Source organism: Phytohabitans maris (assembly GCF_031085175.1).
GTDB lineage: Bacteria > Actinomycetota > Actinomycetes > Mycobacteriales > Micromonosporaceae > Phytohabitans > Phytohabitans maris.
The window spans coordinates 1-21,955 of the sequence record NZ_JAVHUY010000008.1; the positions used below are offsets into that span (position 1 = coordinate 1).

Annotated in this window: 22 protein-coding genes; 4 read left to right on the top strand and 18 right to left on the bottom strand. The window is 74.1% G+C overall.

Features of this window, described 5'->3' with window-relative positions; translation table 11 throughout:
• Positions 1–365: 365 nt before the first annotated feature.
• From RB614_RS10025 to RB614_RS10095, 15 genes are all read right to left on the bottom strand, one after another.
• Positions 366–1,367 (bottom strand): carbohydrate kinase family protein, encoded by a 1,002-nt coding sequence (locus RB614_RS10025; RefSeq protein ID WP_308712129.1) that lies wholly within the window; start codon positions 1,365–1,367, stop codon positions 366–368.
• Complete coding sequence (purU, locus tag RB614_RS10030) at positions 1,367–2,278, bottom strand: formyltetrahydrofolate deformylase (RefSeq protein WP_308712130.1); 912 nt, start codon at positions 2,276–2,278, stop codon at positions 1,367–1,369. Before purU ends, RB614_RS10025 begins: the two co-directional genes overlap by 1 nt.
• 5 nt (positions 2,279–2,283) lie before the next feature.
• Positions 2,284–3,504: a methionine adenosyltransferase gene (gene metK, locus RB614_RS10035; protein ID WP_308712131.1), complete on the bottom strand. Its 1,221-nt coding sequence runs from the start codon at positions 3,502–3,504 to the stop codon at positions 2,284–2,286.
• Positions 3,501–4,529: a uroporphyrinogen decarboxylase/cobalamine-independent methonine synthase family protein gene (locus RB614_RS10040; protein WP_308712132.1), complete on the bottom strand. Its 1,029-nt coding sequence runs from the start codon at positions 4,527–4,529 to the stop codon at positions 3,501–3,503. Before RB614_RS10040 ends, metK begins: the two co-directional genes overlap by 4 nt.
• Before the next feature lie 2 nt (positions 4,530–4,531).
• Entirely contained in the window at positions 4,532–5,911 is a 1,380-nt protein-coding gene (locus RB614_RS10045; RefSeq protein WP_308712133.1) for a hypothetical protein, read from the bottom strand.
• Positions 5,911–6,837, bottom strand: a complete 927-nt coding sequence (locus RB614_RS10050; RefSeq protein ID WP_308712134.1) for a methylenetetrahydrofolate reductase — start codon at positions 6,835–6,837, stop codon at positions 5,911–5,913. Before RB614_RS10050 ends, RB614_RS10045 begins: the two co-directional genes overlap by 1 nt.
• Positions 6,834–7,346, bottom strand: a complete 513-nt coding sequence (locus tag RB614_RS10055) for a methylenetetrahydrofolate reductase C-terminal domain-containing protein (protein WP_308712135.1) — start codon at positions 7,344–7,346, stop codon at positions 6,834–6,836. Before RB614_RS10055 ends, RB614_RS10050 begins: the two co-directional genes overlap by 4 nt.
• A 122-nt stretch (positions 7,347–7,468) precedes the next feature.
• Positions 7,469–8,365 (bottom strand): amidohydrolase family protein, encoded by an 897-nt coding sequence (locus tag RB614_RS10060; RefSeq protein WP_308712136.1) that lies wholly within the window; start codon positions 8,363–8,365, stop codon positions 7,469–7,471.
• On the bottom strand, positions 8,362–9,513 hold the full coding sequence (locus RB614_RS10065; RefSeq protein WP_308712137.1) for a vWA domain-containing protein: 1,152 nt from the start codon (positions 9,511–9,513) through the stop codon (positions 8,362–8,364). The genes RB614_RS10060 and RB614_RS10065 overlap by 4 nt, the downstream gene beginning before the upstream one ends.
• A gap of 13 nt (positions 9,514–9,526) precedes the next feature.
• Positions 9,527–10,387: an AAA family ATPase gene (locus tag RB614_RS10070; RefSeq protein ID WP_308712138.1), complete on the bottom strand. Its 861-nt coding sequence runs from the start codon at positions 10,385–10,387 to the stop codon at positions 9,527–9,529.
• Positions 10,387–10,689, bottom strand: coding sequence for an EthD family reductase (locus RB614_RS10075; protein ID WP_308712139.1), 303 nt, complete (start codon positions 10,687–10,689; stop codon positions 10,387–10,389). The genes RB614_RS10070 and RB614_RS10075 overlap by 1 nt, the downstream gene beginning before the upstream one ends.
• Before the next feature lie 14 nt (positions 10,690–10,703).
• The gene (locus tag RB614_RS10080) at positions 10,704–11,714 is read right to left on the bottom strand and encodes a xanthine dehydrogenase family protein molybdopterin-binding subunit (protein WP_308712140.1); all 1,011 of its coding nucleotides are present in this window, start codon (positions 11,712–11,714) and stop codon (positions 10,704–10,706) included.
• The gene (locus RB614_RS10085; protein ID WP_308712141.1) at positions 11,714–13,099 is read right to left on the bottom strand and encodes a xanthine dehydrogenase family protein molybdopterin-binding subunit; all 1,386 of its coding nucleotides are present in this window, start codon (positions 13,097–13,099) and stop codon (positions 11,714–11,716) included. The genes RB614_RS10080 and RB614_RS10085 overlap by 1 nt, the downstream gene beginning before the upstream one ends.
• Positions 13,096–13,674 carry a (2Fe-2S)-binding protein gene (locus tag RB614_RS10090; RefSeq protein ID WP_308712142.1) on the bottom strand — a complete coding sequence of 193 codons (579 nt, stop codon included), beginning with the start codon at positions 13,672–13,674 and terminating at the stop codon, positions 13,096–13,098. The genes RB614_RS10085 and RB614_RS10090 overlap by 4 nt, the downstream gene beginning before the upstream one ends.
• Before the next feature lie 23 nt (positions 13,675–13,697).
• On the bottom strand, positions 13,698–14,498 hold the full coding sequence (locus RB614_RS10095; RefSeq protein WP_308712143.1) for an FAD binding domain-containing protein: 801 nt from the start codon (positions 14,496–14,498) through the stop codon (positions 13,698–13,700).
• Between the two features lie 99 nt (positions 14,499–14,597).
• Between RB614_RS10095 and RB614_RS10100 the strand changes: the two genes are divergently transcribed.
• Together RB614_RS10100 and RB614_RS10105 are read left to right on the top strand one after the other, a co-directional pair.
• Positions 14,598–15,299: a GntR family transcriptional regulator gene (locus RB614_RS10100; protein WP_308712144.1), complete on the top strand. Its 702-nt coding sequence runs from the start codon at positions 14,598–14,600 to the stop codon at positions 15,297–15,299.
• Positions 15,296–15,940: a class I SAM-dependent methyltransferase gene (locus RB614_RS10105; RefSeq protein ID WP_308712145.1), complete on the top strand. Its 645-nt coding sequence runs from the start codon at positions 15,296–15,298 to the stop codon at positions 15,938–15,940. Before RB614_RS10100 ends, RB614_RS10105 begins: the two co-directional genes overlap by 4 nt.
• 1,176 nt (positions 15,941–17,116) lie before the next feature.
• Here RB614_RS10105 and RB614_RS10110 read toward each other — a convergent pair.
• Genes RB614_RS10110 through RB614_RS10120 form a run of 3 tightly spaced genes read right to left on the bottom strand, consistent with a single transcriptional unit; the run spans position 17,117 to position 19,553 of the window.
• Positions 17,117–18,106, bottom strand: a complete 990-nt coding sequence (locus RB614_RS10110; RefSeq protein WP_308712146.1) for a glycerophosphodiester phosphodiesterase family protein — start codon at positions 18,104–18,106, stop codon at positions 17,117–17,119.
• Positions 18,055–18,642 carry an oxidoreductase gene (locus RB614_RS10115; protein WP_308712147.1) on the bottom strand — a complete coding sequence of 196 codons (588 nt, stop codon included), beginning with the start codon at positions 18,640–18,642 and terminating at the stop codon, positions 18,055–18,057. Before RB614_RS10115 ends, RB614_RS10110 begins: the two co-directional genes overlap by 52 nt.
• Entirely contained in the window at positions 18,639–19,553 is a 915-nt protein-coding gene (locus RB614_RS10120) for a methyltransferase domain-containing protein (protein WP_308712148.1), read from the bottom strand. Before RB614_RS10120 ends, RB614_RS10115 begins: the two co-directional genes overlap by 4 nt.
• 79 nt (positions 19,554–19,632) lie before the next feature.
• Between RB614_RS10120 and RB614_RS10125 the strand changes: the two genes are divergently transcribed.
• Positions 19,633–19,755, top strand: a complete 123-nt coding sequence (locus RB614_RS10125; RefSeq protein ID WP_308712149.1) for a hypothetical protein — start codon at positions 19,633–19,635, stop codon at positions 19,753–19,755.
• 102 nt (positions 19,756–19,857) lie between these two features.
• The gene (locus RB614_RS10130) at positions 19,858–21,831 is read left to right on the top strand and encodes a TPM domain-containing protein (protein ID WP_308712353.1); all 1,974 of its coding nucleotides are present in this window, start codon (positions 19,858–19,860) and stop codon (positions 21,829–21,831) included.
• Positions 21,832–21,955 lie beyond the last annotated feature (124 nt).

Genomic DNA, 21,955 nt, shown 5'->3' on the forward strand with positions numbered 1-21,955 from the left:
GGCCTGCACTGGACCAACGGATGGACCCTCGCCACCAGCTGACCAGCCACCACCGGGCCCGAAGACACCACCACAGAGCCCACCAAGCGACCCCCGCAGCGCCCACACCCGCACCACCACCCCCCCCGACCCAACCAACCCACCGGCAGCCAAACCCAGGCACCCACCCCACCGCCAACCTCAAGAACGCCGATATTCAGCGCCTTCCTAGAACGACTTGAGGGGAGCTTCGATCACCGGCCCGTCAGGGCTCGACCCCAGGCGGCCGGACGATAGTCAGGTGCCCCGTCTGTGCGGGCAGCTCCAGAGCTTCTCGCCGAGGCAACCCCCGCCCCGCGGACGGCGTGGAAGCTGGGCGGCGGGCTTCAGGCGGGGTTCGGGGGGTGGAAGCGGAGGTGGGGGCGGATGGCGGTGGCGGCGTCGGGGCCGTAGGCGTCGGCGAGGCGCTCCGCGGCGTCGGCGACGGTCAGGGTCCACTCCTGGCTGCCGACGCTCTCCAGCACGGCGGTGGCGACCAGCGAGGCGAGCTGTGCCGCGTGGGTGACCGGCAGTCCGCTGTCGAGGCCGGCGAGGAAGCCGGCGCGGAACGCGTCGCCGACGCCGGTGGGGTCGAGGATGTGGCGGGCCGGCACCGCGTTCACCTGGATTTCGGCCTCGCCCCGCGCGGCGATCCGCGCCCCCTTGTCGCCCAGCGTGGTGATCCGCATGCCGACGCGGTCGGTGATGCCGCGTTCGGTCCAGCCGGTGCGGCGCAGCAGCAGCTCCCACTCGTACTCGTTGGTGAACAGGTAGGTGGCGCCGTCGACCAGCGCCCGGCACTCGTCGCGGTCGAGGCGGGGCAGCTGCTGCGACGGGTCGGCGGCGACCGGCACGCCGAGCCGGTGGGCCTGGGCGGTGTGGGCGAGCATCGCCTCCGGCGCGCTCGCCCCGACCAGGACGAGCGACACCCCGCGGGAGGCGACGACCGGCGCCAGGTCGATGCGGGCCGACGCGGACATCGCGCCCGGGTAGAACGAGGCGATCTGGCACTGGTCGTCGTCCGTGGTGCAGGTGAACCGCGGGGTGTGCGCGCCGGCGACGGTCAGCACACCACCGCAGTCGACGCCGTGCCGCTCCAGCCAGGAGCGGTAGTCGGCGAAGTCCGGGCCGACGGCGCCGACCAGCACCGGGCGGCGGCCGAGGACACCGAGGGAGAACGCGATGTTCGCGGCCACGCCGCCGCGCCGGATCTCCAGGTCTTCGACGAGGAAGCTCAGCGAGAGCCGGTCGAGGCGCTCGGCGACGAGCTGGTCGCGGAAGCGGCCGGGGAAGTGCATGAGGTGATCGGTCGCGATCGAGCCGGTGACCGCGACCGGGCCGGCCCGCATCAGAACACGACCGTCGTCGCGTCGTGGACGAAGACCCGGTCGGCGCAGTGCCAGGCGACCGCGCGGGAGAGCACGGTCCGCTCGATGTCGGCGCCGCTGCGGGCCAGGTCGGCGACGCCGGCGCGGTGCGATACGCGGACCACGTCCTGCTCGATGATCGGCCCCTCGTCCAGCTCCTCGGTCGCGTAGTGGGCGGTGGCGCCGATGAGCTTGACGCCGCGCTGCTTGGCCCGCTCGTACGGGCTGGCGCCGGCGAACGCGGGCAGGAACGAGTGGTGGATGTTGATCACCGGTACCCCGACCCGGTCGAGGAAGTCGGCCGAGAGGATCTGCATGTACCGGGCGAGCACCACCAGGTCGACCTCGCCGCGGAGCAGGTCGAGCTGGACCCGCTCGGCGGCCGGCTTGGTGGCCCGGGTGACCGGGACGTGCATGTACGGGGTGCCGAACGCGGCCACGTCCGGCTCCAGGTCGGGGTGGTTGGAGAGGACCGCGACCACCTCGATCGGCAGCTCGCCGCGGCGGGCCCGCCACAGCAGGTCGAGCAGGCAGTGGTCGTACCGGGACACGAAGATCGCCACGCGGGTGGGGGTGGCCGCCGGCCGGACCCGGAACTCCGCGCCCAGCCGCCGCGCCACCTCCACGTCGAACTGCCGTTCCAGCAGGTGCAGCCGCTCGCGGAGCCGGGTCAGGTGAAACTCGGTGCGGAGCATGAACCGCCCGCCGGTGGCGCCGGTGGAGAACTGGTCGGACTGCAGGATGTTGGCGCCGTGGCGGTGCAGGAACGCGCTGATCAGCGCGACGATCCCCGGCCCGTCCGGGCAGGAGACGACGAGGCGGCCGATGTCGCGGGTGAAGTCGGGCCCGGTCGGGGTCAGCGGGGCGGGCCGCTCGGAGACGATCGTCGACATCGGACTCACGCCGCCGGGGCGGCGGTGAGGCCGGCGGCCGCCCGCAGCTCGTCGGCGCGGTCGGTGCGCTCCCACGGCAGGTCCACGTCGGAGCGTCCGAAGTGGCCGTACGCCGAGGTGTCCGCGTAGATCGGGCGGTGCAGGTCGAGGTAGTCGCGGAACGCGGCCGGGCGCAGGTCGAAGCAGTCCGCGACGAGCTTGTCGACCAGGGCGGGGTCGATCCGCTCGGTGCCGAACGTGTCGACCAGCAGCGAGACCGGCCGGGCCACCCCGATCGCGTACGCCACCTGGACCTCGGCCCGGCTCGCCAGGCCGGCCGCGACGACGTTCTTCGCCACGTACCGGGCCGCGTACGCCGCGGAGCGGTCCACCTTGGACGGATCCTTGCCGGAGAACGCGCCGCCGCCGTGCCGGGCGAACCCGCCGTACGTGTCGATGATGATCTTGCGGCCGGTGAGCCCGGCGTCGCCGACCGGCCCGCCCACGACGAAGCGCCCGGTCGGGTTGACCAGCAACCCCCGGCGCAGCTCGGCGGCGTCGTAGAGGTCGGGCGGCAGGACCGGGGCGACCACGTGCTCCCAGACGTCGGCGCGGATCCGGTCGGCGGTGGCGTGCGCGGCGTGCTGGGTGGAGACGAGCACCCGCTCGATCCCGACCGGCACCCCGTCGCGGTACCGGACCGTCACCTGGGTCTTGCCGTCCGGCCGCAGGTAGTCGACGACCCCCGCGCGGCGCACCTCGGCCAGCCGGCGGGCCAGGCGGTGGGCGAGCGTGATCGGCGCCGGCATCAGCTCGGGCGTCTCGTCGCAGGCGTAGCCGAACATCATGCCCTGGTCGCCGGCGCCCACGCGGTCGTACGGGTCGTCGGAGAGCCCCTCACGGTGCTCGTGCGCCCGGTCGACGCCGCGCGCGATGTCCGGGGACTGCTTGTCCAGCGCGACGAGCACGGCGCAGTGGTCGCCGTCGAAGCCGTACGCCCCGTCGTCGTACCCGATGCGGTTGATGGTGTCGCGGACGATGCGGGTGTAGTCGAGCTGGACCGGCGTGGTGATCTCGCCGGCGAGCACGGCCATCCCGGTGGTTACCAGGGTCTCGCAGGCGACCCGCGACCGAGGGTCGGCGGCCAGCGCGGCGTCGAGCACCGCGTCGGAGATGGCGTCGGCGACCTTGTCCGGATGCCCTTCGGTGACCGACTCCGAGGTGAAGAGAAAGTCCACTTTGCTCATACCGTGGCTCCTTGCTTGATCGGCAGCTCGTCGCGGACCAGCCGGGCGCCGCGGGCCATCGCGGCCAGCTTCGCCCGGGCGGTCGCGGCGGTGAGGTTGCGCAGCCCGCAGTCCGGGTTGACGAAGAGCCGCTCGGCCCCGACGTGCCGCAGGGCGCGGCGGATGCGGTTGGCGACGAGCTCGGGTGTCTCGACCTCGTCGCTCTTGACGTCGATGACGCCGAGCCCGAGGGCGCCGGGCCAGCCGAACTTGTCGATGATCGTGAGGTCGTCGTCGCCCTTGCGGGCGAACTCCAGCACGAGCTGGTCCACATTGGCCTTGAGAACGTCGGGGAAGAGGAAGTCGTAGTGCCCTTCCCAGGACGGGCGGGCGTACCGGTTGCCGTAGCAGACGTGCAGCGCCCAGGTGGCCTCGACGCTGTCGGTCACCGCGTTGACGGCGTCGACGGCGAGGCCGACCTGGTCGGTGTGCCCGGCCAGGAACGGCTCGTCGATCTGCAGCAGGGTCGCGCCGAGCTCGGCCAGCGCCCGCGCCTCGGCGTTGAGCACTCCGGCCATCGCCATCACCAGGTCGCGCTGGCTCGTGCGGCCCCGGTCGTGGACCCGGCAGGAGAGCGAGAACGGGCCGGTGAACGAGAACTTGACGGGAGCGCTCGTCTGGGCCGACGTGAACGCGTAGTCGGCGGCGAGCCCCAGCGGCGACGGCCCGGTCACCGCGGGGAGCGTGGCGAGCCGCGCCTCGTGGTAGTCGTAGTAGAAGTCCTTGACCGGGTCGGGGATCTCGATGCCGGGCATCCGGGCGAGCGTGTAGTCGATGTCGTTGTCCCGGCGTAGCTCGCCGTCGGAGACGATGTCGATGCCGGCGAGCTCCTGGTCGCGCAGGGCCGCCTTGACGGCCATGTCGTGCACGTCCTGGAGCTGGCCGTAGCTCATCCGGCCCCGGCAGTAGTCGGTCTTGAGCCGCTCCATCCACTCTGGAACGGGGTACGAGCCGACGACCGTGGTGGGCAGCGGGGGCAGCTCCATCCTCACTCCCTCACCTGTGCGGTCATCGTGACGATGTTGCCGGCCGACCGGTGCCGGAACGGTTCGAAGTGGACGTCGAAGCCGCAGCGCCGCCCGACGTGGGCGATCAGCGGGCCGTTGACCCAGTTGACGACCGAGCCGTCGTACTTGCCCGGGCCGCGGAACGGGCCGCGGTAGCCCTCGACGCCGGTGACGAAGATGTCGTGGCAGATCAGCCGCCCGTACGGGTGCAGCAGCTGGAGGCTGTCGGCGAAGCTGGCCACCGCGCCGTTGCTCACGTGCATCCGTATGTCGGCGCCCGACTCCAGCAGCGGCCGGAGCGCCTCCCCGCTGAACCTCGGGGTCACCGGGTACTCGTCCAGGGCGGGCAGCGGCACGTACCGCTCCTCCAGGCGGAGCGCCGACCACGCCTCCCGCCAGAATCCCACCGCCGTGTCGAGGTCGGGGAACCGGTCGGGCGCCACCTCGGTCAGCAGCAGCGGACCGAGGCGGAGCAGCCTGTGTACGAGGTCCGCCCGCGCGCCCTGCGCCGGCAGGTAGGCGCGGGTCTGCACCGCGTACGTGCGGCCCCCGATCTGGGCCACCTCGTCGGTCGGCAGGTTGTCGTACACATTGGACACGTAGACGAGGAACACCTTGTACTTCAGGAAGCCCAGCGACGTCAGCGGCCGGGTGGCGTCCAGGGCGACCGAGCTGACCCGCCCGGCGTGCTCGGCGACAGCCTCCCCGGCGAGGTCGAGCACGTGCTGGGAGTAGTCGCACATCAGGTAGTGCAGCCGCCGGTAGTAGTCGGTGCCGCGGGCGCGGTCGGCGCGGCGGAACTCGTCGAGGAAGACCTTGGCCTGGCCGCCGTTGCCGACGCCGAGCTCGACGACGACCAGCTCCTCGGGGAGCGCCGCGCGCAGCTCCAGCGTCTCCCAGACGTCGAAGAGCCCCTCGATGACCTCGCGGGCGGCGTCGCGGTTGCGGGCGTCGCTCTCGCCGCCGGGCAGCGCCTGCTCGTAGCCGCGGCCGGAGGCCTTCTCCCACTGTTCGAGCGCGTTCCAGTAGAGGGCGTTGAAGGCCCAGACGCAGCTCGCGGAGCCGGGCCCCCAGTCCTCCAGGTAGACCCGGTCCGCTGAGTCGCCGCTCAGCCGGGGTGGCGGGCCGGCCCGGCGTACGTCGACGGCGACCTCCAGACCCTCCGGTGTGGACAGGATCGGCCGCAGGTCCACGGCGTCGCGGAAGTTCTCCTTGTACTGCACCCAGTCGCAGACGACCCGTACCCGGCCGAGGTCCCACTCGGAGCCGGCCAGCGCCGAGACGACCGGTGCGACCGAGGCCGCGAGGTCGACCGGCTTGTCGGAGCGGAGCCGTGCGTGCGGCCTGAAGTCGATGAGCATCACCCTCCCCCTTCCCGCGCGGCGGCGTGCCGGACGCCGGCCCGGCGCACGATGTCGGGTACCTCGTCCTCGTGGCCGAAGACCATGAGGTGCACGCCGCGTACGCCGTCGAGCGCGGCCAGCGCCTGGACCGTCTCGACGCAGGCGCGCATGCCCTCCTCCTCGACCCGGTGTTCCGGCACGCCCGCCAGCCGCCGCCGCAGCCCGTCCGGCACGTGGACGCCGGGTACGCGGCCGGTCAGGAACGACAGCATCCGCCGCGACCGGATCGGCCCCACACCGGCGATCACCGCGCACCGCTCGTTGACCCCTTCGTCGCGCAGGAGGCCGAGCCAGCCGGCGAACGCGTCGACGTCGAAGACGTACTGCGTCTGGACGAACTCCGCCCCGGCCGCCACCTTCTTCGCCAGCCGCCGGGCGCGCAGCGCGGCCGGCGGCGCGAACGGGTTCTCCACCGTGCCGATCAGCCACGACGGCCGGGTCGCCAGCGGCTTGCCGGAGAGCAGCGTGCCGTCGTCGCGCAGCGTCCGCGCGGTCCAGACCAGCTGCACCCCGTCGAGGTCGAAGACCGGCTTGGCGTCCGGGTGGTCGCCGAGCGTCGGGTGGTCGCCGGTGAGCAGCAGCACGTTGCGGACGCCGAGCGCCGCCGCGCCGAGCAGGTCGGACTGGAGCGCGATCCGGTTTCGGTCCCGGCAGGTCAGCTGCATCACCGGGTCGAGCCCGGCCCGCCGCACCAGGACGCTGCCGGCCAGGCTCGACATGCGTACGTTGGCGCCCTGGCTGTCGGTGACGTTCGCCGCGTCCACCCACCCGCGCAGCGCGGCCGCCTTGCGCTCGACCGCGCCCGGGTCCGCGTCGCGCGGCGGGGCCAGCTCGGCCGTCACGACGAACCGTCCACTGTCGAGCGCCTCGCGCAGCCCGGTCACGTTCGATCCACCATGACCGGGCGTGGGTCCTCGGCGTCGTGCGCGACCGACAGGCCCTCGTCCCGCCCCTGCCAGTAGTTGACCCACGAGCTGCGGGTCCACTGCCGGTTGTCCACCGGCCGCTGCAGCAGGTCGAGGTCCGCGCCCCGGGCCGCGCCCTCCGCGCGGGTCCAGGCCGTGACCCAGACACACGTCCGGGTACGGTCGACCTCGCACGAGCCGTCCGGCGAGACACCGCCGCAGGGCCCGTTGCGCAGCTGCTTGGGGCAGGTCATCGGGCACGCGTACCCGGTGGTGGGCAGCGCGCACTGCCCGCACATCCGGCAGCCGAAGAGCCGTTCCTTGGTGACCCGCTCACCCGCCGTGAACGCCCGGTAGAGCACCGGGTGCCGCTCGACGTACGCGGCCAGCCGGCGGTAGGCGCCGTTGCGGGCGAGGAGCCGGTGCAGGGCGTACGCGAGGGTGGCCGGTACCCGCGGCCGGACGGGACGGATCCGCTCGACGCCCATCGCCCCTCCTCACCCCGGCGGTCATCTGCTGGCCGTCCCAAGGTCGCAGGGAGGGGGCGGAGGTGTCTTCGGGCGGCGCCGCAAGCTTCCCCCGCCGTCGTTTGTGCCCGGACACAAAGCCCTCACGCGGCCGGCAGTCCGTACACCCTCCTCGCGGTCCGGCCGAAAACCTGCTCGCGGGCGGCGGCCGGGTACGGGCGCAGCGCCCGCTTCCAGGCGGAGACGAGCGGCGGCAGCTCGGTCCAGATCTTCTCGACCGGGAAGTTGCTGCCCCACATGCAGCGCTCCGCGCCGAACAGCTCCAGGCACACGGCGGTCACCTGGTCGATCAGCGCCTGGTCGACGCGGTGCGTGAACGTGCCCTGGCCGGTCAGCTTGACCACCACGTTGGGCTGCTCGGCCAGGCGGCGCATCCCGCGCGTCCATTCGTCCACTCTGGACGGCTCCGGGCCGTCCAGCATGCCGGCGTGCACCAGCACGAACGTGGTCCGCGGGAACGCCGCCACGAACGCGGCCGCGTCGGCCATCTGGCCGGCGAAGACCTGGAGCTCGAAGAGCCAGCCCAGGTCGGCGAGGGCGGCGATGTTGCGGCGGAACGTGGGGTCGTTCATCCGGTCGGGCGCGGTGGCGAAGCGGAACTCCGGGCGTTCGTGCCAGTGCAGCTGGAGCCGCACGCCACGCACCAGCGGCGTCACGGCCGCCTGCCGGCGCATCACGTCGGCGGCGTCCGCGGCGAAGAGGTCCGCGGAGCCGACGACGGCCGTGGGCCATCCGGTCTCCCCGTGTACGTCCCGGAGCCACCGGATCTCGTCGACCGCGCGTTCGAGGGGCCAGTTCGTCTGGATGTACACCGACGCGGTGATGCCGCACGCGGTCGCCTCGGCGATGTACTCGGCGGCCAGGTAGTCCCGCCGGATCGGCTCGTACGGCCCGAAGATGCGGGGCACCATCTCGCCGTTCAGCCAGGGCAGGTCGTCCCGCCGCCAGAGGTGGTGGTGCGCGTCGACGATGTCGGTCATGCTCTCGCTCCCGAGGCAGTGCCGGATAAGTAGTGGCGCCAGGCGGCGCGGCGCGGGCCGGCCACGACGTGCGGGATGCGCTCCACTTCGGACAGCCCGGTCGCCAGGTCGCGTACGCCGCCGAGGCGGTCCAGGTGGGGCAGGAGGGCGGCCATGCCCCGGGTCACCGGGCGGTAGGTGGGGGAGCAGGCCAGCGGGGACCACCAGAGGAGGCGGTGGCCGAGGCGGGAGAGGCGCTCGACGGCGCGGACCATGGCGGTGCAGTCGCCGCGTTCCAGGCCGTCGGAGATCACGACGACCAGCGCGCCGCGGGCGAGGGCGAGGAAGCGGGGGTTGGCCAGGAACCGGCCCAGCGCCTCGCCGATCGCGGTGCCGCCGTCGGCGTCGGTGACCGTGCGGGAGACGGCGGCCAGCGCGGCGTCGACGCGGGCGTCGGCGAGCGCCTTCGTGACCCGGGTGAGGTGGGTGCCGAAGGTGAAGACCTCGGTGCGGGCCGGCGCGGTGTGCGCCAGGCGGATCAGCTCCGGCGTGTGCCGCTTGAGCGAGCCGGAGACGTCGAGCAGGAGCAGCAGCCGGCGGGCGCGTGGCGGGCGGGTGGTCCAGCGGAGCCGGGTGAGCTCGCCGCCGTCCCGGCGGGCCTGCCGCCAGACCCGCCGCATGTCCAGCCGGCGGCCGGCGCGGGCCGGGCGGCGGCGCCGGGACGGGACCACCGGGAGGCGGGCCGGCCAGGCCTCCCGCAGCAGCCGCATCAGGTCGCGCTGCCGGGTGTCCGAGCGGCCGAACGTGCGCCCGCCGGTGGTCGGTGCCGCGCTCGCCTCGATCCCGCCGCCGGGCCGGGCCTCCATCGTGGACACCGTGCCGCCGTCGCCGGCCGCCGCCACCTCGCCCTCCACATCAGAGGGTGGTGGCCCGAGCGCCTCGACCGGTACGCCGCTGACGAACCAGGCGTCGAAGACCCGGTCGAACGCGGCCAGGCCGGCGACGTCGCCGAGGAGCGTCACCCGGGCGTACCAGTAGAGGGTCCTGACGTCGCGCGGCGCGGCACCGGCGATCGCCCGCAGGAAGTCCGCCTGCTTGGCCGGTGCGGCCCCGACGCCGGCGCGGCGCAGCGCGCCCAGGAAGCCCCATAGGTGGTCGGCGGCGAGCACCTGGCCGCGGTCGTCACCGATGGCCGAACACCTCCTCCGCGTGGCGTTCCAGGATCCGGGTGTCCTCCTCGTCCTTGATGAGCAGGCCCAGCGCCCGCCGCAGCGCCCGCGGCCAGCCGTTTGCGCCGTCGACGAGCGCTGCGGCGCCGCGCGCCCAGTCGACCGACTCGGCGATGCCCGGCCGCTTCAGCAGCGGCAGCTCGCGGATCCGCTGCACCGCCCGGACCAGCTCGGCCGCCGCGTCGCCGGTCAGGCCCGGCACGTGCGCGTGCAGGATCGCCCGCTCGCGCTCCGCGTCCGGAAAGGCGATCCAGTGGTACAGGCAGCGGCGGCGCAGCGCGTCGTGCAGCTCGCGGGTGCGGTTGGAGGTGAGCACGACGACCGGGACGTGCGCGGCGCGCAGGGTGGCGAGCTCCGGGACGGTGATCTGGAAGTCGCTCAGGAACTCCAGCAGGAACGCCTCGAACTCGCTGTCGGCCCGGTCGATCTCGTCGATGAGCAGCACCGCGCCGCGCGCGGAGCGGACCGCGCGCAGCAGCGGGCGTTGCAGCAGGAACTCCTCGGCGTACAGGTCGCCGATCTCCTGCCCGCGCGACTCGGCCGTGCGGACCCGCAGCAGCTGCTTGGGATAGTCCCACTCGTAGAGGGCCTGACCGGAGTCGAGCCCTTCGAAGCACTGCAGGCGGATCAGCTCCCGGCCGAGCACGCGGGAGAGCACCGAGGCGACCTCGGTCTTGCCCACGCCCGGCTCGCCTTCGAGCAGCAGCGGCCGCCCGAGGCGCAGCGCCAGGTGTACGGCGGTGAGCAGCCCCTCGTCGGCGAAGTAGCCCTCCCGCGCCAGCGCCGCCGCGAGCTGCTCCTCGCCGAGCGGCATCAGAACAGCTCGTGCGCCGTGGTCAGCACGTGCACCCGGCTGGAGGTGTGCGCGCCCGCGTCACCCGCCGCCGCCTTGCCGTCCTCGGACGCGAACGCCGCCGCGCGCGCCTCCTCGTCGTCGAACCAGAGCTCGTTGACCGCGTCGTACGGCGAGTCCTCCGCCACCGCCACGTTCACTGTGTAACGGCGCAGTCCGGGGAGCTTCTTCGCGAACTCCAGGTGGTCCTCCACGGCCCACTTCGCGAACTCCTCTTTGGACAAGCCCTCCGCGCGCTTGAGCAGCGAGACGACCTTGAGCATCGACACTTTCCTTCCTAGTCGTGGTATCCGCGTAGCTCGTCGAGCCCGCGCAGCACCCGTTCCGGCGTGAACGGCATGGTGTCCAGCCGTACGCCGCACGCGTCGAAGATGGCGTTGGCGATGGCCGGGATCGGCGCGTTCGCGGTCATCTCGCCGATCCCCTTCGCGCCGAACGGCCCGTTGCCGGCGGGGCGTTCCAGGATCGCGTTGTGGTAGGCGGGGATGTCCGCCGCGCCCGGCATCAGGTACTCGGTGAAGTCGCGGGGGCCGTGGTCGCGGGCCGGGTAGTAGGGCTCGGTCGCCTCGAAGAGCGCGTGCGACATGCCCATCCACGCGCCCCCCTCGACCTGCTGGGCGACCATCGCCGGGTTGAGCGCCCGCCCGATCTCGTACGCGTTGTGCATCTCCAGCACTTCGACGACGCCGGTCTCGTCGTCCACCTCGACCACCGCGACCGTGCAGGCATGCGCCTGGCAGGAGTCGGGGTCCATCTCGCCGGTCTCCGGCACCGGGTCGTTCTTCTCCTTCAGGAACATGCCCCGGCCGGAGATGGTGCGCCCGTGCGTGAAGTGCGCGGCCAGCGCCAGGTCGGTGATGTGGATCCGCCTCTCCTGGGCGCCCTTGACCTGGATGTACCCGGTGCCGTCGGTCTCCAGGTCGCCGGCGTCGACCTCCAGCTCCTCGGCCGCCACCGCCAGCATCACCTCGCGCGCCTCGGCCGCGGCCATGATGACCGCGTTGCCGACCCGGTGCGTGCCGCGGCTGGCGAACGTGCCCATGCAGTGCGGCCCGGTGTCGGTGTCGGCGGTGTCGACGAGGATGTTCTCCATCGGCAGGCCGAGCGTCTCCGCCGCGCACTGCGCCACGACCGTCTTCAGCCCCTGGCCCAGGTCCACGGAGGAGAGCGACACCACGAACGTGCCCGTCGTCGTGGCGTGGATCAGCGCCTGCGAGGGGTCGCCGCCGAGGTTCATGCCGGTGGGATAGTTGACCGAGGCGTACCCGCGGCCGCGCAGCCTGGCCATCAGCGCCCTCCTCCGTCCATCGAGGACATCCGCCGGTACTCCTCGGGCAGCTCGTGGCCGACCATCTCGGCGGCCTTCTGGATGACCTCGACCAGCGCGGTGCCCTCGGCGACCTTCCGGTGCGCCTTCAGGTCGCCGTCCCGGTACGCGTTGCGCAGCCGCAGCCGCAGCGGGTCCATGCCGAGCGCGCGGGCGATCCGGTCCATCTGCGACTCCAGCGCGAAGTCGCCGATCGTCACGCCGAACCCGCGCATCGCGCTGGACGGCGTGCGGTTGGTGAAGACGCAGTGGCAGTCGGCCCACACGTTCGGGATGCTGTACGGCCCGGGCAGGTGCGCCGCCGCCTTCGTCGTGCCGTACGGGCTGTGCCGGGAGTACGCGCCGGCGTCCACGTACAATGTGATCTTGCGGCCGATAATCCTGCCGTCGGCCGTCACCGCGTCCTTGATGTAGATGCGCTCGGCCGCGCGCGGGGAGGAGACCTGCATCTCCTCGTACCGGCTGTAGACGTACTTGACCGGCTGGCCGGTGAGCATCGCGGCGACGCAGGCGACCGGCTCGACCGCCACGTCCACCTTGCCGCCGAAGCCGCCGCCGACCGTACCGCCGACGATCCGCAGCCTGTTGAAGGGTGTGCCGAGGATCAGCGCGGTGTTGTCGAGCGTGAAGAAGCAGGCCTGCGTGTCGGAGTGGATGCGCAGCCGGCCGTCGGGCTGCGGCACCACGACACAGCCGGTGGTCTCGGTCGGCGCGTGCTCGATCGGCGCGGACTGGTAGCGCCACTCGAAGACGTGGTCCGCCGCCGCGAACGCCGCCTCCACGTCACCGAAGCGGATCCGCCGGCAGTGGTGCCCCTCGTAGGTGAAGTAGTTGTGGCCGTGGTACTCGTTGACGATCGGCGCCCCCTCGGCGAGCGCCTCCTCGACGTCGAAGACCGCGGGCAGCTCCTCGTACCCGACCCGGACGCGGGCGGCGCCCTCCTGCGCGGCCGCCTCGGTCTCGGCGACCACCGCGCAGATCGGCTCGCCGAGGTAGCGCACCTTTCCCTCGGCCAGCACCGGCTCGTCGTCCGGCTGGACGCCGATCAGCTTGAGCGGGGTGAAGACGTTGTTGGGGATGTCGGCGTGGGTCAGCACCCGCACCACACCGGGTACCGCGAGCGCCTCCGACGTGTCCACTGTGGCCAGCCGGGCGTGGTGCCGCGTCGAGCGGTGCGCCTTCAGGTGCAGCAGGCCGGGCGGGGAGAGGTCCTCGAAGAAGCTGGAGCGGCCGGTGACGTGGCCGAGCGCGTCCGACCGCTGCACCACCGAGCCGATCACGTTGAAGTCCGGGGCCGGCTCGTCCGGAAAGTACGTCCGGTCGATCGGGTTGGTCTTGTACCTCATGACCGCCGCCTCGCCGCGGCGTCCGCCGTTCCCGGCGTTGCCGCGATGTCCGCCGTTCCCCACCTCGCCGCGATGTCTTCCTTGCGCCTCGCCGCGGCGTCTTCCTTTCGCCGCCTCGCCGCGGCGTCGAGGATCGCGTCGACGATCGGGCCGTACCCGGTGCAGCGGCAGACGTTGCCGCTGATCGCCTCGACCACCTCGGCGCGGGTCGGGTCGGGGTTGCGGTCCAGCAGCGCCTCGGCCGTCATGATCATGCCGGCGGTGCAGAAGCCGCACTGGGTGGCGAACCCCTCCAGGAACGCGCTCTGCACCTCGTCGAGGTCGCCGCCCCGGGCCACACCCTCCAGGGTGCGCACCGAGGCGCCGTCGACCGTCTCGACGGCCACGAGGCACGACATCACCGGCCGCCCGTCGAGCAGTACGGTGCAGGTGCCGCAACTGCCCTGCGCGCAACCGCGCTTGGCGGCCATGAGGCCGAGCGCGTCGCGGAGACTGGACAGCAGCGGGGTGCCCGGTGCGGCGAGGAACTCCCTGGACCGTTCGTTGACGCGGAGGTTGACCACCTGGGACGCCATGTCGGCCTCTCTGAGGTAAGGACCTAGCCGAGGAAAGCTCGGCGGAGGTGGACCGGAAGGACGCGGGTGCGGTACCAGGCGCTGGCGTACGCGTCGTCGAACGGGGCGATGTCGGCGCGGGCCGCCCGCCCCGCTTCGTCGAGCACGTCCGTCTCCAGTGGACGTCCGATGAGGACCCGCTCGGCGGAGGCGGCGCGGACCGGCCGGGGCGCCACGCCACCCAGCGCGATCCGCGCGGACGTCACGACGCCGCCCCCCGTCTCCACGACCGCGGCCACCGCGACGATGGCGGCCGAGTTGAGCTTGCGGCGCATCGCCTTGCGGTAGAACCACGTGCCGGGCGCGGGCACGGCCAGCCGTACCGCCGTGACCACCTCGCCCGGCGCGACCCCGTTGGCGAGTACCACGTCGACGGGTGCCCCGCGGCTCCCGTCCGGGCCGGCGACCTCGACCGTGGCGTCCAGCGCGAGCAGGCACACCGCGAGGTCGCCGTAGGGCTGCGGCACGAAGAGGTTGCCGCCGACCGTGGCCTGGTTGCGGATCGTCGGCGAGGCGACGCTGCGCACCGCGTCGCGCAGGAACGCCAGCTCCGGGCTCTCCTCGACCTCGGTGAGCGTCGCGGTCGCGCCGACCCGGGCCAGCGCGCCGTCGACGCCGATCCCGCCGAGGCCGGCGCGGCGCAGGCTGACGATCTCGGGGGAGCCGAGCGATCCGCTGTTGACCTGGGCCATCACCACCGTGCCGCCGCCCATCAGCCGGCCGCCGGCGGCGGCGTGACCGACCGCGTCGGCCACGGACTCCGGAGTACGCACTGCTGTGATCATCAGCGCCATCCTTCACCGACTATCGATAATCGGTTACGTGGACGTTAAGGCCGTGTGCCGCGCCGCGTCAAGGTCGGTGGCGTGGTTACGATGGGCGCCATGACGCCTGACGAGCCCGCGGCGGCGGTCACCCCGCTGGTGACCCGCATGACGCTGGCGCAGCAGATCCGCGAGTCGCTCGTGGTCCGCATCGTCTCCGGCGAGATCCAGCCCGGCGAGCGGCTCGTCGAGACCAAGCTCGCCGCGATGTACGGCACGAGCCAGGCCCCGGTCCGCGAGGCGCTCCGCGAGCTGGAGGCGATGCGGATGGTCGAGACCCGGCCGCGGCGGGGCACGTTCGTCCGGCACTTCGTGCAGCAGACGCTCCGGGAGAGCTACGTCGTCCGCGCCGCCCTGGAGGAGACCGCGACCCGCCTGGCGATGCTGGCCGGCACCGTACCCGTGGAGGCCTTGCGCGCCGAGGTGAAGGCGATGCGCGCGGCCGCCCGTGCCGACGACGCCTCGGCCGCCGCCCGGGCCAGCGTCGCGTTCCACCGGCACATCGTCGACGCCGCCCACAACGAGCTGCTGAAGCTGTCGTGGGAGGCGCTGCAGATCGAGGCCCGCACGTCGGTGACGATGGTGGCCGCCGAGGTGAAGCTGAAGGACATCGCGCGGGACCACGCCGAGCTGCTGAGGTCCATCGAGGACGGTGACCTGGAGACCGCGTGCAAGCACGCCCGCGACCACCAGTGGCACTACGCCGACCTCCCCCACGACGCCCACGGCCGCGCCCGCCGCCGGGCGATGATGTCCGGATGACCGACGAGGTCCTGGCCGGCCAGGTCGACTACTACCGCCGCCGCGCCGGCGAGTACGACACGACGGCCTACGGCGACGTCACGGCGGCCCGCGCCCGCATCGCCCGGCTCGTCGCGCGGATGCGACCGGCCGGGCACGTGCTGGAGATCGCCTGCGGCACCGGCCTCTGGACGGCGGCGCTGGCGGACCTGGCCGGCACGGTCACGGCGGTCGACTCGGCCCCCGAGGCAGTGGCCATCGCCCGCGAACGGGTGCGGTCGCCGAACCTCCGCTTCGAGGTCGCGGACGTCTTCTCCTGGGACCCCGAGGCCCGCTTCGACACGGTCTTCTTCTCGGCATGGCTGTCGCACGTGCCGGCGAGCCGGTTCGAGCCGTTCTGGCGATGGCTGCGCGGCCTGCTGGCCGACGAGGGACGCGTGCTGTTCGTCGACGAGCACGTCGACGAACGCGACAAGGAGGCCTACCTCCCCGGCCGCGGCGAGGTGGTCGAACGCCGCCTCCGGGACGGCACCACCTTCCACGTCGTCAAGAACTTCGTCGACCCGGAGCTCCTGGCACCCCGGCTGCGCCGGCTGGGCTGGCACTGCGAGATCCGCCGCGACGGCCACGACTGGATCTACGCCGAGGCCCGCCCCACCTAGCGACCCGCCGCGATCGACGGCGTCGAATCCAAGACCCGGACGCGAGCTACCGCGATGCCCGCCGTGGTCCGGACCGTCGCTCCCGCGGCGTCCCCCGAACCTGATGATCGTTCACCCGAAACCCGCGTCTTTCCCGGTGTTTCACGCGGAAATCGGGCGAACGATCACCGCCACCCCGGCCGCGCCTCCGCAGCCGCCTTTCGCCCACGATCGGACCGGAGGCCTTCGATCACGGTGCGGGGTGCGGCGCGCCCCTAACGTTTCTTCAGACCGGATTTGCTCCGGTCCGCCTCAGCTGTGGAGCGCATGCGCGGTGTTTTCCCGCGGGCACCGCTGCGGCCGGCGGCTCCCGGGGCTCGCCGAGGTCCCCGGCCTCCGCTGCCGGCCGCGCGGGGCAGGCCCGTCCCGGGGCGAGGCTCGCGCCGAAGCGCGCGGCGGGTGCGGGGAGCCGTGCGGTCGCACGCAGCTCCAGAGCCTCCCGCGCACGCCACGGCGGCGGCGCGGTGGAGAGGTGCCGTGGACGCACGACCGCCGGCTCCCCGCAGGGCTCGGGATACGACCGCGAACCGCGGAGGGCGAGACCGCGGGAGCAACGGTCCGGACCGACGCCGCTCAGCCAAAGTCGATCGCGGGGCCAAACCGGTGGACGCACGGCGATCGTGGTATTCCAGTGCCCCTCCGAGGGCACCTGGATACCACGATCTCAACGATCGCCCGGTGCTCGCCGGGACGGAGGCCTGCTCGATCGACAGCTCCAGACACCCACAGCGCCGACCCCGCCGCGGCTTTCCCCGGCTCCCGGAAGCATATGGGCGCTCTGCGCACCGTACGACCCCGAATTCTGGCCGTCGATCCCGAGCCGACCGCCCTGGCCACGATCGGCAGTGCGGGATCAGCCCGATCCGCGCGAGCCAGCCCACCCCCAACGCCGGTCAAGCGACGCTCGGCTCAACAGCGGACCGTCCCAGCAGATCGTGGTACGGATCCGCCCGCCCGAGGGCACCTGCGTACCACGATCTCGACCACCCGGGCCGGACCACGGCGGACGTCGCGGTTGCCCGCATTCTGTTTCGGGGGTTTGGAACCCGTTCGCGAGCGCCGGCGGCCGCAGCCACCCCGCCGCCGGGTCTCGGCGAACGCACGTGGCGGCGGAGGGCCGGAGCGAGACGGGAGTCTCTACTGTGGATGGATCCGCGGGCCGCGCTCGTCGAGGATCCGTTCCAGCAGGGTCGGCCAGGACGACATCAGGCCGTCGGCGCCGGCGTCGATCAGCGTGTTGTAGGTGGCTTCGTCCTCCGGGGCGGTGCCGCTGAACCAGACGTGGACCGCGAACCCGTCGGCGTGCGCGCGGGCGATGAACTCCGGGGTGGCGATCGGCAGGCCCTGGTAGGTGACCGGTATCTGGAGCGCGACCGTGCCCTCGATCGGCGGCGTGCCGGCGAAGAAGTAGTCGGTCAGGCCCCGCAGCCCGGGGGCGAGCGCGACCCTCGGCGCCAGCCGGTGGAACTCGGCGACCGCGGCGTCGTTGAACGAGGTCACGATGACGTCGCGGGTGCGGTGGGTCTGCCGGAGCAGGTCGGCGAGGAGCCGCGCGTTGCGCAGGAACGACTCGGTGTCCGCGTCGGTGGTGCCCTTGATCTCGATGCTGATCGGCACCTGCCGGAAGTCGCGGAGCACGTCGCGCAGCGCCGGGATCGCGAAGTCGTCGGCCTGGTAGCCGCGGGGTGGCCGCTTGTCGTGGGTGCGGACGCCGCGCAGCGGGTACGACTCGGGCGGGAGCCCCGGCACGGCGTTGCGCCCGGGCACGAAGTTGTAGGCCGCGTCCAGCCGGCGCAGCTCGCGGAAGGTCTTGTCGCGGATCAGGCCGGTGCCGTCCGTGGTGCGGTCGACCGAGGCGTCGTGGCTGGCGACCAGCACGCCGTCGCGGGTCGAGTGGACGTCCATCTCCAGCATGTCGGCGCCGATGCGCAGGGCGCGGCGGAACGCGTACCCGGTGTTGGACGGGGCCTCGCTCTCGCCGCCCTGGTGTGCGATGTGGAGGAAGCGCCCGTCGGGGCACGGGTTACGCGGGCCGGCGGCCTGGGCCGGGGCGGCGGCGCCCAGGGCGAGCAGGGTCAGCGACGCGATCGCGGCGGCGACACGCCGGGGGAGTCGGGTAGCGCGCACCGACCCAGTATGCGCCGGACCGCGCCGCCGGGCGGCCCCGTGCGGCCGTACCAGCGGCGCTCCGCCCACGGCTCGACCGCCAGCGCCGCGCAGACCGCGCCGAGCGCGAGGGTCGTGGCGAGGGCGTCACGCGAGGCCCAGCCGGCCGCCGCCACCCCGGCCAGCGCGACGAGCGGCCGCGCCAGCGTACCCGGCCCGAGGACGACCACGGCGGCGAGGAAGCGGTGCTGCCAGTGCGGTACGAGGTAGGCGGCGAGCGCGAGGAGGACGACCGCGGCGAACGGGAGGTACACGAGCAGCATCGCCCGCCCGGCGGCCAGGTAGATGGCCAGGCGTGGCCCGCGCAGCGCCACGTCGACCAGCGCGACGGCCGCGACCGGCGCCAGCAGGAGCGCGCTGAGCGCCAGGCCGCGCAGGTGGGCCAGGACGTCGCGGTGGCGGTGGCGGATGAGGCCGGTGCGCCCGAGCGACGACCGGAAGCCGGCGAACATGCTGTCCAGCACCGCGATCGCGGTCAGCGCGGCGGCCTCCCTCACGGCCGGACCCGTACCGTGCCGGCCGGTTCCCGCACGCCGGTGACGGGGCGGAGCACGTCGAGCGGGCGGGGGAGCCAGGCGGGCCCGTCGGCGCAGGACACCTGGTAGCCGGGGGCGCCGGCCCGGGCGGCGTCGAGGAGCGTGGCCGCCGGGTGCGCCCGCCGCGCCGACAGCACGCCGTCGTGGCGGGACACCGGTTCGCGCATCCGGGCCGCGTGCAGCACCCACGCGCCGAGCGTCGACCACGGGCCGGGACGGATGTCCCAGTGGGCGAATGCGGCGACGCCCAGCTCCCGCTGCGCCGCGAAGAACGCCGGCAGCTCGCCGGCCGGAAGGTGGTGCAGCAGCCCGGACGAGACCATCACGCACCGGGTACCGTCGCCGGCCGCGACCCCCGGCGCGAAGGCGTCGCCGGCGACGAACCGGCAGGGCAGCTCCTCGGCGGCGGCCAGCTCCGCGGCGTGCGCCACCAGCCGCCGGTCGAGGTCGACGCCGACGAGCTCGACGTCCGGGCCGAGCGCGTCGTGGGCGGCCAGCCAGCGCAGGACGTAGCCGAGGCCGCAGCCGACGTCCACCACCCGTACCGGGCGCTCGCCGCGCAGCGCCGCCACCCACGGCGCCACGGTCTGCGCGATCCGCCGGGCCAGCTGCAGCTCCTCCTCGAACCGCTGCAGCTCGTAGTGCACCCGCAGCAGCAGCGCGTCGACCGCGGCGGGGTCGAGCAGGCCGTCCCGGGCCGGCATCCGGCGGACCAGCCGTGCGGCCCGGTGCTGCCCGGACGCCGCCAGCCGCGCGGCCGTGGCCTCGACCGGGACGGGCCGGCGTACCCCGGACGTGTCCCATCCGCCGAGCAGGTCGGTGATCTCGACCGGCGGCGGGTTGCCGGTACCCCTGGCCAGGACTCGCGGCACACCCCGCATCCTGCCGCCCGCCGTCCAGCCGCCGGCGGCGGGGCCGTGATTGGGCGGCCGGCGGGGGTATCACCCAGGCATGTCCGGTAGAGCCAAGCTGTGGCTGGGGATCGCCATCGCGGTGATCGTGATCGTGATCGTCATCGTCGCGCTGACCGCGGGCGGCGGTGGCGGCGGTGGGGGTGGCGGTGGTGGGTACTGACCCACACCGGCCCTGACCCGCGCCACGCACCACCGGCGCGCGCCACGGGGCCGCGCGCCGACGATCGCGGACCGGGGTGTATAGCCTGTCCCGGTGTCGTTGATGTCGCGCCCGGCCCGGGCGGTCGCCGCCGCGCTCCTGGCCGTGCTGACCGGCGGGTTCGCCCTTTCCGGCCCGGCCTGGGCGGATGGTCCGATGCGCCTGGACGGCCAGGTCACCGACGAGGTCGGCGCGCTGGACGGGCGGGAGGGCGAGGTGACCGCCGCCCTCGACCGGCTGCGCGCCGACGGGGGGCTGCAGCTCTTCGTGGTCTACGTGCGCTCGTTCGACGGTACGCCGGCGCAGGAGTGGGCCGACCGGACCGCGACCCGCAGCGACTTCGGCCGGCGCGACGCGGTGCTCGCGGTCGCCACCCACGACCGGTCGTACGCGTACGCGTTCGACACTGACTTCCCGCTCACCGACGCCCAGCTCGACGTCGTGGCCACCGTCGCCATCGAGCCGGCGCTGTCGGCGAACGACTGGGCCGGCGCGGCGATCGCCGCCGCGGACGGCTACCGGGCGGTCCTGGCCGGCCAGGCGATCCCCAGCCCGCGGATCCAGCCGGGCGAGCCCGACCCCGGTGGCGGCGGGCGGGGCGCCGGCACCTGGATCGCCGGCGCGCTCTGCCTGCTGGTCGTCGCCGGCGGCGTGGTGCTGGTGCTGTGGCTGCTGCGGCGCCGCCGCCGGCCCCCGCCGGCACCGGCCGGGCCGAGCACCGCCGAGCTGACCACCCGGGCCAACGACCTGCTGGTCGAGCTCGACAACGACCTGCGCGCCAGCGAGCGGGAGCTGGCCCTGGCCACCGGGCGGTACGGCGCCGAGGCGACCGCGGCGTACACGGCGGCGCTGGAGACCGCCCGGCAGGACGTCGCCGAGGCGTTCCGGCTGCGGATGACGCTCGACGAGGCGCCGGGGCCGGACGAGGCGACCCGGCGCGGCACGCTGGAGGAGATCATCCGGCGGTGTACGGCGGCGGACGGGCGGCTGGACGCGGAGTCGGAGGCGTTCGACGCGCTGCGCGACCTGGAGTCCCGGGTCGAGGCGGAGGTCGCCGAGCTGGCCGAGCGGCGGTCGGCGGCGCAGGCGCGGATCCCGGCGGCGAGCGCGGCCCTCGACGCGGTGCGCGGCCGGTACGTCGGCCCGCTGGCCACCGGGATCGCCGGCAACGTGGAGCAGGCCCGGCAGCGGCTGGAGTTCGCCGGCTCGGTGGCCGGGCAGGCCGGCGAGGCCGTCGCCGCCGGTGACCGCCCCCGGGCCGCGCTCGCGGTACGCGCCGCGGAGGAGGCGCTCGCCCAGGCCGAGACCCTGCTCGACGCCGTCGTACGCGGGCGCGCCGACCTGGACGCCGCCCGGGCCGCGATCGACACGCTGGTCGCCGAGGTGGAGTCCGACCTCGCCGCCGCCCGGGCCGCCCAGCCAGCGAACCCGGCCCTGGCCGCCGCGGTCACCGGTGCCGAGCAGGCCCTCGCCGCGGCCCGTACCGCGGTCGCCGCCCCCACGACCGACCCGCTCGCCGCGACCGCCCGGCTGGAGACGGCGGACGCCGCGCTGGACCGCGCCCTGGCCGAGGTCCGCGACGCCGCCGAGCGGGCCGCGCGGGCCCGGACCATGCTCGACCAGGCCCTGGTCGCCGCCCGCGCCGAGGTGGCCGCCGCCGGCGACTACATCGCCACCCGCCGGGGCGCCGTCGCCAGCCAGCCCCGCGCGTGGCTCGCGCAGGCCCAGCAGCACCTCGCCCGCGCCGAGGCCCTCGCCGTGTCCGACCCGGCGGCCGCGCTGCCCGAGGCCCAGCGGGCCGGCCAGCTCGCCGCGGAGGCCGGCCGGTCGGCACAGTCCAACGTGGACCAGTGGACGCCGCCGGGCATCGGCGGGGGCGGCGGCAGCGACGTCCTGCTCGGCGTGCTCCTTGGCGGCATCCTCTCCGGCGGCGGTGGCGGCCACCGATCGCGCGGCTGGGGTGGCGGCGGCTTCCGGGGCGGTGGCTTCGGCGGCAGCGGCAGCCGCTCCCGCCGCACCGGCGGCGGCCGCTTCTGAACCCGCACCGCTCCTGTTGCCCGACGCGGCCGGCTCTGGCGACGGCCGCTCCGCGCGGCGGCCTCCAGGTCTCACCGGCGGGAGGATCGTGCAAGACCTCGCGGGGATCGGTCTACCCGCCGAA